Annotated in this window: 17 protein-coding genes; 13 read left to right on the plus strand and 4 right to left on the minus strand. The window is 40.1% G+C overall.

Annotation, left to right across the window (positions count from 1 at the left end; genetic code table 11):
- The first annotated feature begins 131 nt into the window (after nt 1-131).
- Nucleotides 132-593 (plus strand): heme-binding domain-containing protein, encoded by a 462-nt coding sequence (locus H561_RS0115515; RefSeq protein ID WP_027387848.1) that lies wholly within the window; start codon nt 132-134, stop codon nt 591-593.
- Nucleotides 594-605: 12 nt separating this feature from the next.
- The gene (locus H561_RS0115520) at nt 606-1,019 is read left to right on the plus strand and encodes a thiol-disulfide oxidoreductase DCC family protein (protein WP_027387849.1); all 414 of its coding nucleotides are present in this window, start codon (nt 606-608) and stop codon (nt 1,017-1,019) included.
- Between the two features lie 227 nt (nt 1,020-1,246).
- Here H561_RS0115520 and H561_RS0115525 read toward each other — a convergent pair whose 3' ends face one another.
- Nucleotides 1,247-2,677 carry an alpha-amylase gene (locus H561_RS0115525; RefSeq protein ID WP_027387850.1) on the minus strand — a complete coding sequence of 477 codons (1,431 nt, stop codon included), beginning with the start codon at nt 2,675-2,677 and terminating at the stop codon, nt 1,247-1,249.
- Between the two features lie 189 nt (nt 2,678-2,866).
- Between H561_RS0115525 and H561_RS0115530 the strand changes: the two genes are divergently transcribed.
- Nucleotides 2,867-3,547, plus strand: a complete 681-nt coding sequence (locus tag H561_RS0115530; protein ID WP_027387851.1) for a DUF4290 domain-containing protein — start codon at nt 2,867-2,869, stop codon at nt 3,545-3,547.
- Nucleotides 3,548-3,549: 2 nt separating this feature from the next.
- Nucleotides 3,550-4,857: a UDP-N-acetylglucosamine 1-carboxyvinyltransferase gene (gene murA / locus H561_RS0115535; protein WP_027387852.1), complete on the plus strand. Its 1,308-nt coding sequence runs from the start codon at nt 3,550-3,552 to the stop codon at nt 4,855-4,857.
- A gap of 123 nt (nt 4,858-4,980) precedes the next feature.
- On the opposite strand, the gene H561_RS0115540 is transcribed toward murA, so the two are convergent.
- From H561_RS0115540 to H561_RS0115550, 3 genes are all read right to left on the minus strand, one after another.
- Nucleotides 4,981-5,292: an NIL domain-containing protein gene (locus H561_RS0115540; RefSeq protein WP_027387853.1), complete on the minus strand. Its 312-nt coding sequence runs from the start codon at nt 5,290-5,292 to the stop codon at nt 4,981-4,983.
- Between the two features lie 197 nt (nt 5,293-5,489).
- Complete coding sequence (locus tag H561_RS0115545) at nt 5,490-6,155, minus strand: YiiX/YebB-like N1pC/P60 family cysteine hydrolase (RefSeq protein ID WP_081411675.1); 666 nt, start codon at nt 6,153-6,155, stop codon at nt 5,490-5,492.
- A complete protein-coding gene (locus H561_RS0115550) occupies nt 6,133-6,588 on the minus strand; it encodes a DUF1801 domain-containing protein (RefSeq protein WP_027387855.1) in 456 nt (151 codons plus the stop codon). The genes H561_RS0115545 and H561_RS0115550 overlap by 23 nt, the downstream gene beginning before the upstream one ends.
- Before the next feature lie 207 nt (nt 6,589-6,795).
- Between H561_RS0115550 and H561_RS0115555 the strand changes: the two genes are divergently transcribed.
- The 9 genes from H561_RS0115555 (at nt 6,796) to H561_RS0115595 (ending at nt 14,357) form a co-directional block, all read left to right on the plus strand.
- A complete protein-coding gene (locus H561_RS0115555) occupies nt 6,796-8,001 on the plus strand; it encodes a pyridoxal phosphate-dependent aminotransferase (RefSeq protein WP_027387856.1) in 1,206 nt (401 codons plus the stop codon).
- Between the two features lie 210 nt (nt 8,002-8,211).
- A complete protein-coding gene (murB, locus tag H561_RS0115560) occupies nt 8,212-9,225 on the plus strand; it encodes a UDP-N-acetylmuramate dehydrogenase (protein ID WP_027387857.1) in 1,014 nt (337 codons plus the stop codon).
- Between the two features lie 132 nt (nt 9,226-9,357).
- Complete coding sequence (gene proC / locus H561_RS0115565) at nt 9,358-10,161, plus strand: pyrroline-5-carboxylate reductase (RefSeq protein WP_027387858.1); 804 nt, start codon at nt 9,358-9,360, stop codon at nt 10,159-10,161.
- Nucleotides 10,162-10,336: 175 nt separating this feature from the next.
- Nucleotides 10,337-11,971 (plus strand): apolipoprotein N-acyltransferase, encoded by a 1,635-nt coding sequence (gene lnt / locus H561_RS0115570; RefSeq protein ID WP_027387859.1) that lies wholly within the window; start codon nt 10,337-10,339, stop codon nt 11,969-11,971.
- 345 nt (nt 11,972-12,316) lie between these two features.
- Entirely contained in the window at nt 12,317-12,559 is a 243-nt protein-coding gene (gene rpmB, locus H561_RS0115575; protein WP_027387860.1) for a 50S ribosomal protein L28, read from the plus strand.
- A 3-nt stretch (nt 12,560-12,562) separates the two neighbouring features.
- Complete coding sequence (gene rpmG, locus H561_RS0115580) at nt 12,563-12,745, plus strand: 50S ribosomal protein L33 (RefSeq protein ID WP_027387861.1); 183 nt, start codon at nt 12,563-12,565, stop codon at nt 12,743-12,745.
- Between the two features lie 20 nt (nt 12,746-12,765).
- Nucleotides 12,766-12,918 carry a DUF4295 family protein gene (locus tag H561_RS23690; protein WP_081411676.1) on the plus strand — a complete coding sequence of 51 codons (153 nt, stop codon included), beginning with the start codon at nt 12,766-12,768 and terminating at the stop codon, nt 12,916-12,918.
- Nucleotides 12,919-13,075: 157 nt separating this feature from the next.
- Nucleotides 13,076-14,029, plus strand: coding sequence for a signal recognition particle-docking protein FtsY (ftsY, locus tag H561_RS0115590; protein WP_027387862.1), 954 nt, complete (start codon nt 13,076-13,078; stop codon nt 14,027-14,029).
- A gap of 64 nt (nt 14,030-14,093) precedes the next feature.
- Entirely contained in the window at nt 14,094-14,357 is a 264-nt protein-coding gene (locus H561_RS0115595) for a GlsB/YeaQ/YmgE family stress response membrane protein (protein WP_027387863.1), read from the plus strand.
- Nucleotides 14,358-14,406 lie beyond the last annotated feature (49 nt).

Raw genomic sequence — 14,406 nt, forward strand, 5'->3', positions numbered from 1 at the left:
AACACCTAGCTGTTTTTTAATAACTGACCATTTTTCTTAGTTGTTTCCGGCAGGATGACAGTCCCTGATTTCCTGTTTTGTTTATTTAAATTTAATTATCTTTAAGGGTTAACAAGCATGAACATCTGAATATGAAAAAAGTACTGGTTATTATTCTTGTAGCATTTGTTATGATACAGTTTTTCCCGATTGACACCACCAATCCTGCGCCTACGCCCGGAATGGACTTTTTAAAAATTAAAAATACACCCGCTCAGACCGCAGGGATTATCAACACCTCATGCTATGACTGCCATTCCAATGAAACCCGGTATCCCTGGTATTCTCATGTTGCACCTGCTTCTTGGTTTTTAAAAAACCATATCGACGAAGGAAGAAAAAACCTGAATTTTTCCACCTTTGCCATGTATGAACCGAAAATACAGGCACATAAATTGCAGGAATGCATAGAAATGGTTGAGAAGAAGGAAATGCCGATGGAATCTTATTTTATAGGTCATCAGGATGCTAAAGTGACCGATGAACAGAGAAAAGTTTTAATCAGGTATTTCCAGCGGGAGAAAAAAGAAACGGAGCGGAAACTAGCCCTTTAAACCCTCATAATTATGGACCTGAACTGGCAAAATAAACATATTGTATTTTTCGACGGAGACTGCGGCGTGTGTAACTTCTGGGTGCAGTGGATCCTTGAGCGGGATAAACAGGATCAGTTCCTGTTTGCTTCCCTTCAGTCGGATTTCGGCCAGAAATTCCTGTCTGAAAGAAATCTGGATACGAAAGTTTTCAATACCCTGTACCTTTGGAAACCCAACGAATATTATCTGGAAAAATCAAGAGCCGTTTTAAAGATTGCCAATGTACTGGGCGGGATTTATAAGCTGTCTGGAATTGCGAAGATCATTCCCAAATCGTTAAGCGACACGGTATATGACACGGTTTCAAAAAACAGGATGAAACTGGCCAACCAAAAATGCTACCTGTCGACCCCTCAGGAAAGAAAAAAATTTATTGAGGTCTGATTTTTTTAATAAAAACTGAATATACATTTCATACTATGTCGGTACTCAATAAAATTCAAATAATCAGATTTAAACATCATTTTAAATTTTACCCGAATCTCTAAAACCACAATAATATAAGAACATAAAGACTGTTCATAATAAAACAGTCTTTTTTATGGTTACAGATCATCACGCACGTTTACAGATTTTAATACTAATGATGTGATGCAATCTTTGAAAAAATATTATTGATTAAGCGACCAGACAGAATAGCTGTTCGGGGCACACTGGATTTTTACCCATTGGTCATTCTGAGTTGTCGGATACCAGGCTGAACTGCCGGTAAAATCTTTGATCTGCTGGCTTGTCCAGTTGGTTTGGATCCACCTTTCCTGCCAGCTTGAAGAGTTGTTGATGTACACGATCAATCCCGGATTTCCGTTATACCCGTTTCTTCGGGCAATATATTCATCATTATCCGTATACAGGATCGAAGTGGTTCCCGTCGCTTTATGATTATGGATCCAGATCAGGTTGTTCAGCCGTTCCTTGTTCAGCCATTCTTCATAATCACGGTAAAAAATGGTGGGATATCCTTCATGGGTAAGAATGTAGGCATAGGCCAGCATTTTTTTACCAATGACATCCGTATCATGGTTGGTGACAAATGTTACGGCTTTGTAAGGATTTCTCTTCCACATCATATCATCATTCAGAATATTCAGGTTACCGTTGTCAAAAGCTTCATCCATTTTATAATACGCTGCAAAATCAAAGACGGAACTGTTGGCATTATTAGCCCAGGATTCCAAAGTATTCACATTAGAATCCCATAACTCCCCTACAGAAAAGCCGCCTATATTTGAGTTCCAGCTGTTAACTACCCAGGCACCAAAACCTTTGACATAATCAAACCGCCAGCCGTCAAACTTCATGATATTTTTGTAATATTTCCCGACGGAATCATCTCTTCCCCACAGCCAGTCCTGAACATACGGATTGGCATGGCACAGATCCGGGAAGCCTCCGAATGCACCTTCATCATTGGTTCCGTAAGCATTTTTATAAAAGTCATTATAGTTTCTGGGGAATTTTCCCGAGGCCACCCCTGAAAAATTAGTCCAGGTATTGGAACCTATATAAGGATTGTATTCCGACTGTCCGCCACTGTTGTGGTTAATGACCACATCTGCATACACCTGCATATTTTCCGCATGGGCTTTGGTGATTAATGCCTCCAGCTCTGTCCTTGAGCCGAAACGGGTTTCAATGCTTCCGTTCTGATTATAGTTCCCGAAATCATAATAGTCGGTCGGGTCATATCCCATGGAATACGCACCGTTCTGCGCTTTGGAAGCGGGAGGCAGCCATACGGCACCAATGCCGGCATTGGACCAGTCGGTAATTTTTCCCTTTACAATATTCCACCAGTTCCCTCCATCCGGAACATCCCAGTAAAAACCCTGCATCAGGACGCCTCCTCCAGGCCCTGCAGTAAATTTTGAGTAGGCAGATGTTCCTGTACTGAAAGGCTTGCCATTGTGACGGGTAACGTCTACAATTTTGTCATGAACTTCGGGCCGGCTCATGGTTTCAGCCCCTGTTTCGTCATCACTCCGGCATGAACTCATAAATCCTACAGCCAGAAATGAAAGAAGGTAATATGCTTTATTCATATCTAAAGTTTTAATTGTTAAATCATTACCTAAATTAGCAATTTATTATATAAATTCTTACTCCCGTGAAATATTTTTTCATTTTTAAGAAATGCCTTACAAAATCATTGCTTATGGGATTCATTAAAAAATCATAAACTTTAAAGATTTTCGGTACAATTTTTCCATTATTGCATATATTTGCAGACTATGGAATACAATACCCAAAAAACCCAGCTTCACTTGCCTGAATACGGCAGAATTATACAACAGTTGGTTGAACGTTGCAAGGAGCTCTCTTCCAAAGAAGAAAGAAATGAAATGGCGATGGCAATAATTGATTTTATGGGTCAGAGAAACCCGCAGCTGCGCGACGAAGACAATTACAAACATAAACTTTGGGACCATCTTTTTATTCTGGCTGAATATGATCTGGATGTTGATTCTCCTTATCCGTTCCCTACTATGGAACAACTTGCCGAGAAACCGAAAAGAATGGAATACCCCAAGCTTCAGGGTGATTTTAAATTCTACGGGAAAAGTATACTTCAATTGATCGAAAAAGCAATCGAGCTGGAGGAAGGTGATGAAAAAGAAGCTCTGATTGAAGTGATTGCCAATAATATGAAGAAATCTTACAACGTATACAATAAAGAACATGTTACTGATGACGTCATCTTCCGCCACCTGAAGGAACTTTCTGAAAACAGGCTGGATCTTACAGGAATTGACAGCCTGGAGAAAAGCAAGATCTATTATACAAGCAACAGCAACCGGAGCAACAACAGCAATAATAACAACCGGAGCAACAGCAACAGGAACAATCAGGCCAACAACAAAAGAAGACATAATAATAACAACACCAACAGCAATTATAAAAACAGAAAGTAGACATGAGTGGAACATTTCAGATCAGAGGAGGAAAAAGACTGCAAGGTGAGATCACTCCACAAGGAGCAAAAAATGAAGCTCTTCAAATTCTTTGTGCTGTTTTATTAACTGATGAAGAAGTCAGAATCAAAAATATCCCAGATATCCATGATGTCAACAGGCTGATCGAGATCCTGGGCGACTTCGGGGTAAAAGTGACTAAAAACAGTCATGGTGATTATACGTTTAAAGCGGATACGGTTAATTTCGATTACATTAAATCCGACGAGTTCAAAAAAGACGGTGCAAAACTGAGAGGTTCGATTATGCTGATGGGGCCTATGCTGGCGAGATACGGTGAAGCGTATATGCCGACGCCCGGAGGGGACAAAATAGGAAGAAGAAGATTAGACACTCACTTTCAGGGCCTGGTAGAACTCGGGGCAGAATTTAATTATGATGAGGAACAATATTTTTATTCATTAAAAGCCACGGAACTCAGAGGAAAATTCATCCTGCTGGAAGAAGCTTCCGTAACGGGAACGGCCAATATTGTTATGGCAGCCGCGTTGGCAAAAGGAAAAACCAGAATCTATAATGCAGCCTGTGAACCTTATCTGCAGCAGCTCTGCAAGATGCTGAACAGAATGGGAGCCCAGATTTCAGGCATAGGTTCCAATCTGTTGACTATTGAAGGTGTAGAATACCTTCACGGGACAGAACACACGATGCTCCCTGATATGGTAGAGATCGGATCCTGGATCGGTCTTGCCGCAATGACCAAATCCGAAATCACCATTAAAAACGTCAACTGGCATCAGCTGGGTGTCATTCCGAATACTTTCAGGAAATTAGGCATTGAGCTTGAGCAGAGCGATGATGATATTTATATTCCGGCTCAGGAAAATTATAAAATCCAGAAATTTATCGACGGGTCTATCCTGACGATTTCCGATGCTCCGTGGCCCGGATTTACTCCTGACCTTCTATCCATTATTTTAGTCGTGGCTACGCAGGCAAAAGGAAGTATCCTGGTCCACCAGAAAATGTTTGAATCCAGATTATTCTTCGTGGATAAACTGATTGATATGGGCGCTCAGATTATTCTTTGCGATCCGCACCGGGCAACCGTTATCGGGCTTAACCAGGAAGCTCCGTTAAGAGGAACCACAATGGTTTCGCCGGACATCCGAGCAGGGAATGCCCTTCTTATTGCCGCCCTTTCTGCAGAAGGGAAATCGATTATCCATAATATCGAACAGATTGACAGAGGATATGAAAATATTGACGGCAGACTGAAAGCCATTGGCGCTGACATCGAACGAATCTGATCTTACACATAGCAAAAACCACCCAAAGGTGGTTTTTATTTTTTATGATCTATTATAAAATAAAAAGGCTGTAAGAATGGTTCTACAGCCTTTGTTTTATCATCAAAACGCTATGAATTCCGGTTACAGATACTTCCTGCAGACATATTCCACGCTTGTGCTCAAAAGCTTGTTTTGACGGAGATAATATTCCAACTGTTCGAAATCATCTGAATTGACATTGATATACAGCTGAACAGACCCGAAACTTCTTCCGCTGATGTATTCAACATTTACAGACAACACTTTATGGCAAATCCCCAGCTGATCATAAATGGCATTCATAAGATGTTCAAACTTCACTTTTCCGTTCAGTTCAATTTCAAGGATCCATTCTTTTCTGGGCAGGTTTATGCTGTTCTGTAAAACCTGAAGGTTGGGATAAGGTGTTGCCATAAAATTATTTTTAATTAAATACTGCTGCGGTTCACTGATCTGTTATATTAAATCTTCGACAAAAATATGAAAAATAATTAGTCTACAAAATTAGTAGGATAATAATTTACATTAAGTATACTATTTTTTATCCTACATTAAATCCATTTCGTCCCTGCTGAGTTTTATAATAAAAAAGCGGATTAAAAAATCCGCCCTTACTCATTAGTATAATTCAATTCCTTGATCCTTTCCAGTTTACCGGAAGCCGCCATACCATTGGGATTGCAGCCCGGTTCCCCCTCCGGAACTTTTAAATTTTTCTTCTGATAAAACTCCTGCCAGAAAGCATTGGTTGTTCCGGTTTTCGGATCGACGAAGGTCATTGGTTCAAGTCTGAAAATCTGGTTTTTTCTGAAAGCCCTTTCAATAAAATCTGAACAGTAATAGGCACTTTCATCTAAAATATAATTAAAATTATAAGGTTTCCCCAACATGGATTCCGCTTTCTGAATGGCATCAGGAATAGTATTCTGATAAGGTGATTTCAGACGGTAAACGATTACTTTCTGTCCTTCATCTGCCTGATCTTTTATAAATTCTTTTACCTTTTGTTTTTGAGACCCTCCTTTGGGTGCAGCATGGAGGACAAAAACCCCGTCCCTGTTCTTTTCTACAATCCCGATATGATCGAAAGAAGCATGTTCCTGTTTTTGGGTAACGTTGTTAATGGCTCCGGAAAGCCCGGTTTCTTTTGCCGTCACGAAAAGAAGATCGCCGTTATTCAATCCTGAGAATTCTGCGTTTTTACAGCTCAGCATGAAGCTTACCATAAAAATAACTGAAAGAACATTCATCATATTACTTTTTAAAATTGCTTTCATAAATTTCAATCCATTCTTCAACATTCATTTTTCCGCTTAGTTCCCCCAACAACTCAAAAGGGATATCATCCATCTTTTTGAAACGGATACAGGATTTCCCCATATCTAATTTCCGTTTGGAATATTTTGGAAATTCTCCGGTGAACCAGTTCAGCAATTCGGGCTTTGCATATAGCCCCATATGATATAAGGCAATAAAATTCTTCTGGGAAGCCAATGACATAAACGGCAGCGGTGAGCCCGGCGTACAGTGATAACCGGCCGGATACCTTTCCAGAGGAACGTCCCACCCTATCATTCCATAACTTATATTCTGTGAAAAACCGTCCGGTAAATGACCATTGACAGTGTTAAATATTTTCCTGAAAACCTCCTGTCTTTCCTCCGGAACCTTTGATATGTAATCTTCTATGGAAACAGCCTCGATCTGCATAGGTGAAATTTTTAATAACTCTTCAAATTAACAAAATTTAATCGACAATTATTTTAATAATCTCGGTACCCTTTATTCATCCTTTACTGAAAACGAATAAATACTACGGTTCGAAAATGAAAATTACGGCTGTACGGGTTTCTTTATATGCTTTATTTTAATATTGGGAAATTAAATCCTATTTTTGTCATACAAATTTTTTGAACAATGCCGAATATTTCAAACAGAGCACTCCATATGCCGCCATCGCCGGTAAGAAAACTGGTTCCTTTTGCCATTAACGCCAAACAGAGAGGGATAAAAGTATATCACCTGAATATCGGACAGCCTGATATCGAAACTCCGGAAACGGCTCTTAATGCTTTAAAGAATATTGATCTGAAAGTATTGGAATATGCCCTTTCCGAAGGTAACCTGGAATACAGACAGGCCCTTACGGAATATTACCATTTATTAGATTTCACAGATCTTACCCCGGATAACTTCATCGTTACCAACGGAGGCTCAGAAGCATTGAATTTTGCAATTTCCACCTTATGTGACGACGGTGACGAAGTCATCATTCCTGAACCGTATTACGCCAACTATAACGGGTTTACCAGTACTTTTAATGTAAATGTGGTGGCAGTGCCGTCTACGATTGATACCGGCTTCGCGCTTCCGCCGATTGAAGAATTTGAGAAAAAAATCACCCCGAGAACAAGAGCCATCCTGATCTGTAACCCAGGAAACCCTACCGGGTACCTTTATACCAGAGAAGAACTTCAGAAATTAGCGGAAATTGCTTTAAAGTATGACATCGTCATTATTTCTGATGAAGTGTACCGGGAATATGTATATGACGGGAAACAGCAGATTTCCATGTTTGCATTTCCTGAACTGGCAGAAAACTGCATCATTATTGATTCAGAATCCAAGCGGTATTCCATGTGCGGCGTACGAATAGGATGCCTGATTACCCGTTCTAAAAAAATTCGTGATGCGGCTATGCTTTTTGCACAGGCCAGGCTGAGCCCGGTGCTTTTGGGACAGATTGCGGCTACTGCGGCCCACCAGAATGACGGTGCCTACATCAGGGCAGTAAGAGAAGAATACACCCATAGAAGAAACGTTCTAGTAGATGCGCTGAATGCCATTCCTGGAGTTATCTGTCCGAAGCCGAAAGGAGCCTTTTACTGTGTTGCGGAACTTCCGGTTGACGATACCGAAAAATTCGCCCAGTGGCTGCTGGAAAGCTATTCAGACCAGAATGAAACTATTATGGTAGCTCCGGCAGGAGGATTTTACAGCAATCCTGAATTGGGTAAAAAACAGGTGCGGATTGCCTATGTTCTAAAAGAAGAAGATTTGAAAAGAAGTGCGGCGATTTTAAAAGACGCTCTTGAAAAATACAAACTGGAATTTACCCACTAATTAAAGATATCTGTATCAGCAATAAAATTTCGGATTGAAAAGTATTCTTTCCCATCTTTTATTGCTGATATTTTTTATTGTGATGTTAAGAAGGAGAAAATAATTCTCTTATACATCTCAATGTTCATTTCCATATACGATCCGGACAATGCCGGAGAGGCCGGAAACTCAGATCCAAAAACATAATTCCACAGGAATACAAATAAAATGATGCACGAAAATTTTTCACTCAAACTATACAATACATTTGGCATAGAGGCAAAAGCACGATATTTTACTGAAGTCCATTCCGTTGAAGAACTGCTGGAAGCTTTGAACAATCCGGTAACCCAAACTCTTCCCCTTCTCTTTTTAGGCGGCGGAAGCAATATCCTGCTGACCGGGGATTTTGAAGGACTTGCCATCCGGTTAAACTTAAAGGGCATCCATGAAGACCTCATCAGTGAAAACGAAGTATTAGTTACCGTAAAAGCAGGAGAAAACTGGCATGAATTCGTATTGTTCTGCCTGGAAAAAAATTACGGCGGCATGGAAAACCTCTCACTGATCCCGGGAAATGTGGGAACTTCCCCGATGCAGAATATCGGGGCATACGGAGTGGAAATCAAAGATACCTTCGTAAGCTGTACGGTTCTGAATTTAGAAAACCTTCAGCTGGAAACCTTCAATCGCGAACAATGCCGGTTCGGCTACAGGGATTCTGTTTTTAAGCAGGAAGGAAAAGGAAAATATGTGATTACAGAGGTTTCTTTTACCCTGACCAGGAAAAGCCACCAGCTGAAAACATCATACGGCGCGATACAGGCGGAACTGGAAAAATCAGGCATTGAGCACCCCACCATTCAGGATGTTTCAAGGGCGGTCATTACTATCAGACAGAGCAAACTGCCGGATCCTAAAGAGACCGGAAATGCAGGAAGCTTCTTTAAAAACCCGACTATTCCACTGAGCCGGTTTGAAGAATTACAACAACAATTTGAACATATCCCGGGCTATCCGAACGGAGATTTTGTAAAAATCCCGGCGGGATGGCTGATCGAACAGGCAGGCTGGAAAGGGAAACAGATTGGGAATGTGGCCACCCACGAGCTGCAGGCACTGGTGATCATCAACGCCACCGGAAATGCCACCGGGAAAGAAATTTTCGGTTTCTCTGCGGAGATTATTGATTCTGTGAAAGAAAAATACGGAATCGAGCTGGAAAGAGAGGTGAATATTATTTGATATTTAATTGTTAATAAAGCTGTCTATATTCAAGGCAACAGTTCTTATATTTAATTTTGATTTAATTAAGATTATTCAGGATCATGCTGAGCGGAGACGAAGCACCTAAGATTTAACTTCTAATATAAACACATGAAAATTGCCATTCTCGGAGCAGGAAATATGGGCCTTTCTTTTTCAAAATCATTTTTGAAATATGAATTAATAAAGCCTGAAAACCTTCATTTAATTACAAGGAATACCTCAGGGATTTCTAAAATATCAGGAGAGTTTCCAAAGTCACAGGTCTCATCTTTTGAGGACGTTAAAAAACTGGATGCAGATTTAATCATCATTTCGGTAAAGCCCCAAGACTTTCAGAATGTTGCAGAAAATTTCCAATTCGTATTAAAAGAAAATCAGATGGTTTTGTCCATTATGGCCGGAATTAAAATTGAAAAGATTCAAAAACTGCTGCGCCATCCTCTTATCGTACGCGCCATGCCCAATTCCCCGACCCTTCTCGGAATGGGAATTACAGGCTATACTGCTGCACAAGGAATTTCTTTCAGCCAGTTAATCAATATCGAAAGATTATTAAATTCGACAGGAAGATCCGTTTACCTCGAAAACGAAGAATTACTGGACAGTGTTACGGCCCTGTCAGGAAGTGGACCGGCCTATTTTTACTACATTGTGGATGCAATGATTAAAGCAGGAACTGAAATGGGAATTGATGAAAACCTTTCCCAGCTTTTCGTAAAACAGACTATGCTGGGAGCCTACCATCTGATTAACACTTCGGATAAAAGCCTGGAAGAATTGATTAAGGATGTGGCGTCAAAAGGAGGGACAACCGAAGCAGCCTTACACACTTTCGAAGAAAACAATTTTAAGGGAATCCTGAAAAACGGAATTTTAAATGCTGAAAAACGGGCCAGAGAGCTGAATGGTTAAACAGTCAGGTTCCCAACCGTTTCTTAATGACCCTACGAAATAAAATCCCAGAAATACACCAGAGTTATTCAGGATTATGCTATCTACCACAATAATACCCTTATATAATTTCTTTAGCATCACGTGCCGGTTTATTCATTTCAAAAACAGTAAATTTGTGTATTAAATTCATGTAATGAAATACATCTTGCTTACGCTCATTTCGGCAATGCTGCTGTCTGTATCCTGGCCTACCTACGGTGTCCCGTTTTTTATATTTTTCGCTCTGGTTCCGCTTTTGATGATGGAACACGGCGTTTCAAAATTTTCGGATTATGACAGAAAAAGCTGGGTTGTTTTCGGGCTTTCGTATGTGTGCTTTGTCATCTGGAATGTAGTGACCACCGGCTGGCTGTACGGATCAAAGAATCCTGACGGCAGCCATTCCATGATGGCTGTGGTCTTTCCGGTTCTGGTCAATTCCTTTCTATACGCACTGGTCTTCCAGTGTTACCACTGGTATAAAAACGCACAGGGAACCTATTGGGGGCTGGCATTTCTAATTGCAATCTGGATGAGCTTTGAAAAATTCCATTTGGGCTGGCAGCTGACCTGGCCATGGCTGAATCTGGGGAATGTATTTTCCGATTACCCGAAAGTAATCCAGTGGTACGATACATTGGGAGCCACAGGTGGAAGTTTCTGGATTTTACTGATTAATGTTTTCATATTTTACACAGTAAGAACCTGGGAGGCGGGAAGGAAAAGAAAAGATTTAATCAGAAACTCTGCTCTTGTGATAGCTTTAATTATTATTCCGATGATCATTTCGGTTGTTAAGTATAACAATTTTGATGAAAAGCCGATCGGCAGCGTAAATGTCCTGATGCTTCAGCCTGCTCTTGATCCGTATGCCGAAAAATATTCCAAGGACAGCCTGGTTATTGAAGATGATTTATTGAATCTTGCCGAGAATAATTCAAAAGGAAAGATCGATTATTATATTGCTCCGGAAACCGCTCTTCCCGGAAGAGGCTCCATTTCCGAAACCGCTTTTGAAAAAAGCATCATCTTAAACAACCTTAAAGGATTCTTATCAAAACATCCCGGTTCCGTTTTCGCAACAGGTATTTCTTCACACCGGTTTTACACCAGCCCGAAAGATTTACCGCAAGAAGCGTATCAATTAAACCCAAAGCTCTGGGTAGAAAGCTTCAATTCCGCCGTCCAGGTAATTCCCGATCATAAAGTGGAAGTCTACCACAAAGGAAAGCTGGTTCCCGGCGTAGAAATTTTCCCGTACATGAATTATTTAAAGCCGGTTTTAGGGAATGCCATGATCAACCTGGGAGGAACGGTAGCCTCATTGGGAACGGATAAAGAACGCATTGCTTTTTCGAATCCTTTCAATAAAGGAAAAATCGCTCCGATTATTTGCTATGAAAGCATTTATGGAGAATTCACCGGCGATTATGTAAAAAAAGGCGCTAATTTCCTTGCCATTATGACGAATGATTCCTGGTGGGGCGTTACGGAAGGACATAAGCAGCTTTTATCTTATGCTAAATTAAGAGCCATCGAAACCAGGAGAGAAATTGCAAGGGCTGCCAACAGCGGAATTTCTGCCCATATTGATGCCAAGGGTGAAATAGTTGCCGATACGTTTTACGGAGACAAAACAGCATTATTTGCCAAAGTAAACCTCTATGACCAGCTGACTTTCTATACGCGGGCCGGAGACCTGCTTTCAAGATTTTCAATATTTGCATTAGGGTTTCTGCTGTTTTATTTCCTGATCAAAAGGTTTCAGAATAAAATGAAAAAAAGCTAAGGGGGCTAGAAAATTCCTATGAGGGAACGTTGATAAAAATCCCTTTTCATTGAACGATAAATTTTCAAAAAGATCGTGATCAAAAAGAACTCCAATGTGATTGATATTTTCAGAAATAAATCCATAATGACTGATCATTTATATTTCAGCTGTATTTAATTTTTAAAGAATAAATTTAAAACTCATTATGCAACGGATCAGTTGTCTGATCGTATTCTAACCAGGAAATCGCAGTTACAAATCAGGATATTATTACAAATAATTTTCTAAAAGATTTGCCTATCTGAAAAATTCTTCGTTATTTTGCACTCTCAAATATTATAGTACAAATAAGAACATCGAGATATGTCAAGAATTTGCCAAATAACAGGAAAGCGTGCAATGGTTGGTAACAACGTTTCTCACGCTAATAACAAAACGAAACGTCGTTTTGAAATTAACTTATTAGAGAAGAAATTTTACCTTCCGGAGCAAGATAAGCACGTAAAACTGAAAGTATCAGCTCATGGATTGAGAGTGATTAACAAAATTGGAATCGAAGAAGCTATTGAAAGAGCGACTAGAAACGGATTGATTAAAAAGAACTAAATCATGGCAAAAAAAGGAAACAGAGTTCAAGTAATCCTTGAATGTACAGAGCATAAAGAAAGTGGTATGCCGGGAATGTCAAGATACATTTCTACAAAAAATAAAAAGAATACAACTGAAAGACTGGAATTGAAAAAATATAATTCTGTTCTTAAGAAAGTTACACTTCACAAAGAAATCAAGTAATTTATAAAATATAATTTACCATGGCAAAAAAAGTAGTAGCAACCCTACAAAGCGGTCAGTCAAAAAAAATGACTAAAGTTGTTAAATTGGTTAAGTCTTCTAAATCAGGAGCTTACGTTTTTGACGAAAAAGTAATGAATGCAGACGAAGTAGACGGTTATTTGAAGAAATAATCTCCGCTTTATTTACAATATAAAAACTACTCAGCTTTTGGGTAGTTTTTTTGTTATCTTTGTTTTTGGATAATGGGTTATGAATGACAAATGATATAAACAATCAGGCGGAAATAAGAGCCCGGAATCTGTAATTTAAAATTCCGTAATTCATAAGATGAGTTGGTTCAAAAAGATTTTCAAAAAAGAAGAAAAAGAAACTTTAGATAAAGGATTGGAAAAGTCCAGCCAGGGTTTCTTTGAAAAAATGACAAAAGCCGTAGTCGGCAAGAGCAAGGTAGATGATGAAGTCCTGGATAACCTGGAGGAAATCTTAATTGCCTCCGACGTGGGCGCCTCCACCACCATCAAAATCATAGAAAGAATTGAAGAGCGTGTTGCCAGAGACAAATACGTCAGCATCAACGAGCTTGATACAATCCTCCGTGAAGAAATCTCAGGACTTTTGCTTGAAAACCCTCATGCCGGAACAGGAAATATCGATGCTTCCAAAAAACCTTACGTCATTATGGTAGTAGGTGTTAACGGTGTCGGAAAGACAACCACCATCGGTAAGCTGGCACACCAGTTCAAATCAGAAGGCAAACAAGTGGTTTTAGGGGCTGCCGATACTTTCAGGGCCGCCGCTGTGGACCAGCTGGTGATCTGGAGTCAGAGAGTCGGCGTTACAATTATAAAACAGGAAATGGGCTCCGATCCCGCTTCTGTGGCTTTTGATACCGTTCAGAGTGCTGTTGCCCAGAATGCCGATGTCGTGATCATCGATACCGCGGGAAGGCTCCACAATAAAATTAACCTGATGAATGAGCTGTCTAAAATTAAAAGAGTGATGCAAAAGGTGATTCCTGATGCTCCCCATGAAGTACTGCTGGTTCTTGACGGTTCTACGGGACAAAATGCTTTTGAGCAGGCAAAACAGTTCACTGCCGCAACGGAAGTCAATGCTTTAGCCGTGACAAAACTTGACGGAACTGCAAAAGGAGGCGTCGTGATCGGCATCTCGGATCAGTTCCAGATCCCGGTAAAATATATCGGCGTCGGAGAAAAGATGCAGGACCTGCAATTGTTCAATGGTACGGAATTTGTTGACTCGTTCTTCAAGAAGAGATGATACGTATCATCCCTGTCTAAATTCAAATAATTAAATCACACATTAACATTAAAAATTTACGACTATGGGAATTTTAACTTGGATCATATTTGGTCTTATCGCAGGAGCTCTTGCAAAACTGATTATGCCCGGAAACCAGGGCGGCGGATGGCTGATCACCATTATTTTAGGAATCTTGGGAGCTTTTATCGGAGGAGCAATAGGTGTCTATGTTCTTCACTGGGGAGACGTTGATTCCTTCTGGAACTTCAGAAGTTGGATCCTGGCCATCGGAGGCGCACTGATTCTGCTTTGGATTTACGGAATGGCAACAAGAAAGAACGTATAAAGAAATACACTTTCATTAAAAATAAAACGGCGGATTTGAAATTTCAAAT

Source organism: Chryseobacterium gregarium DSM 19109, assembly GCF_000430845.1.
Classification (GTDB): Bacteria; Bacteroidota; Bacteroidia; order Flavobacteriales; family Weeksellaceae; genus Chryseobacterium; species Chryseobacterium gregarium.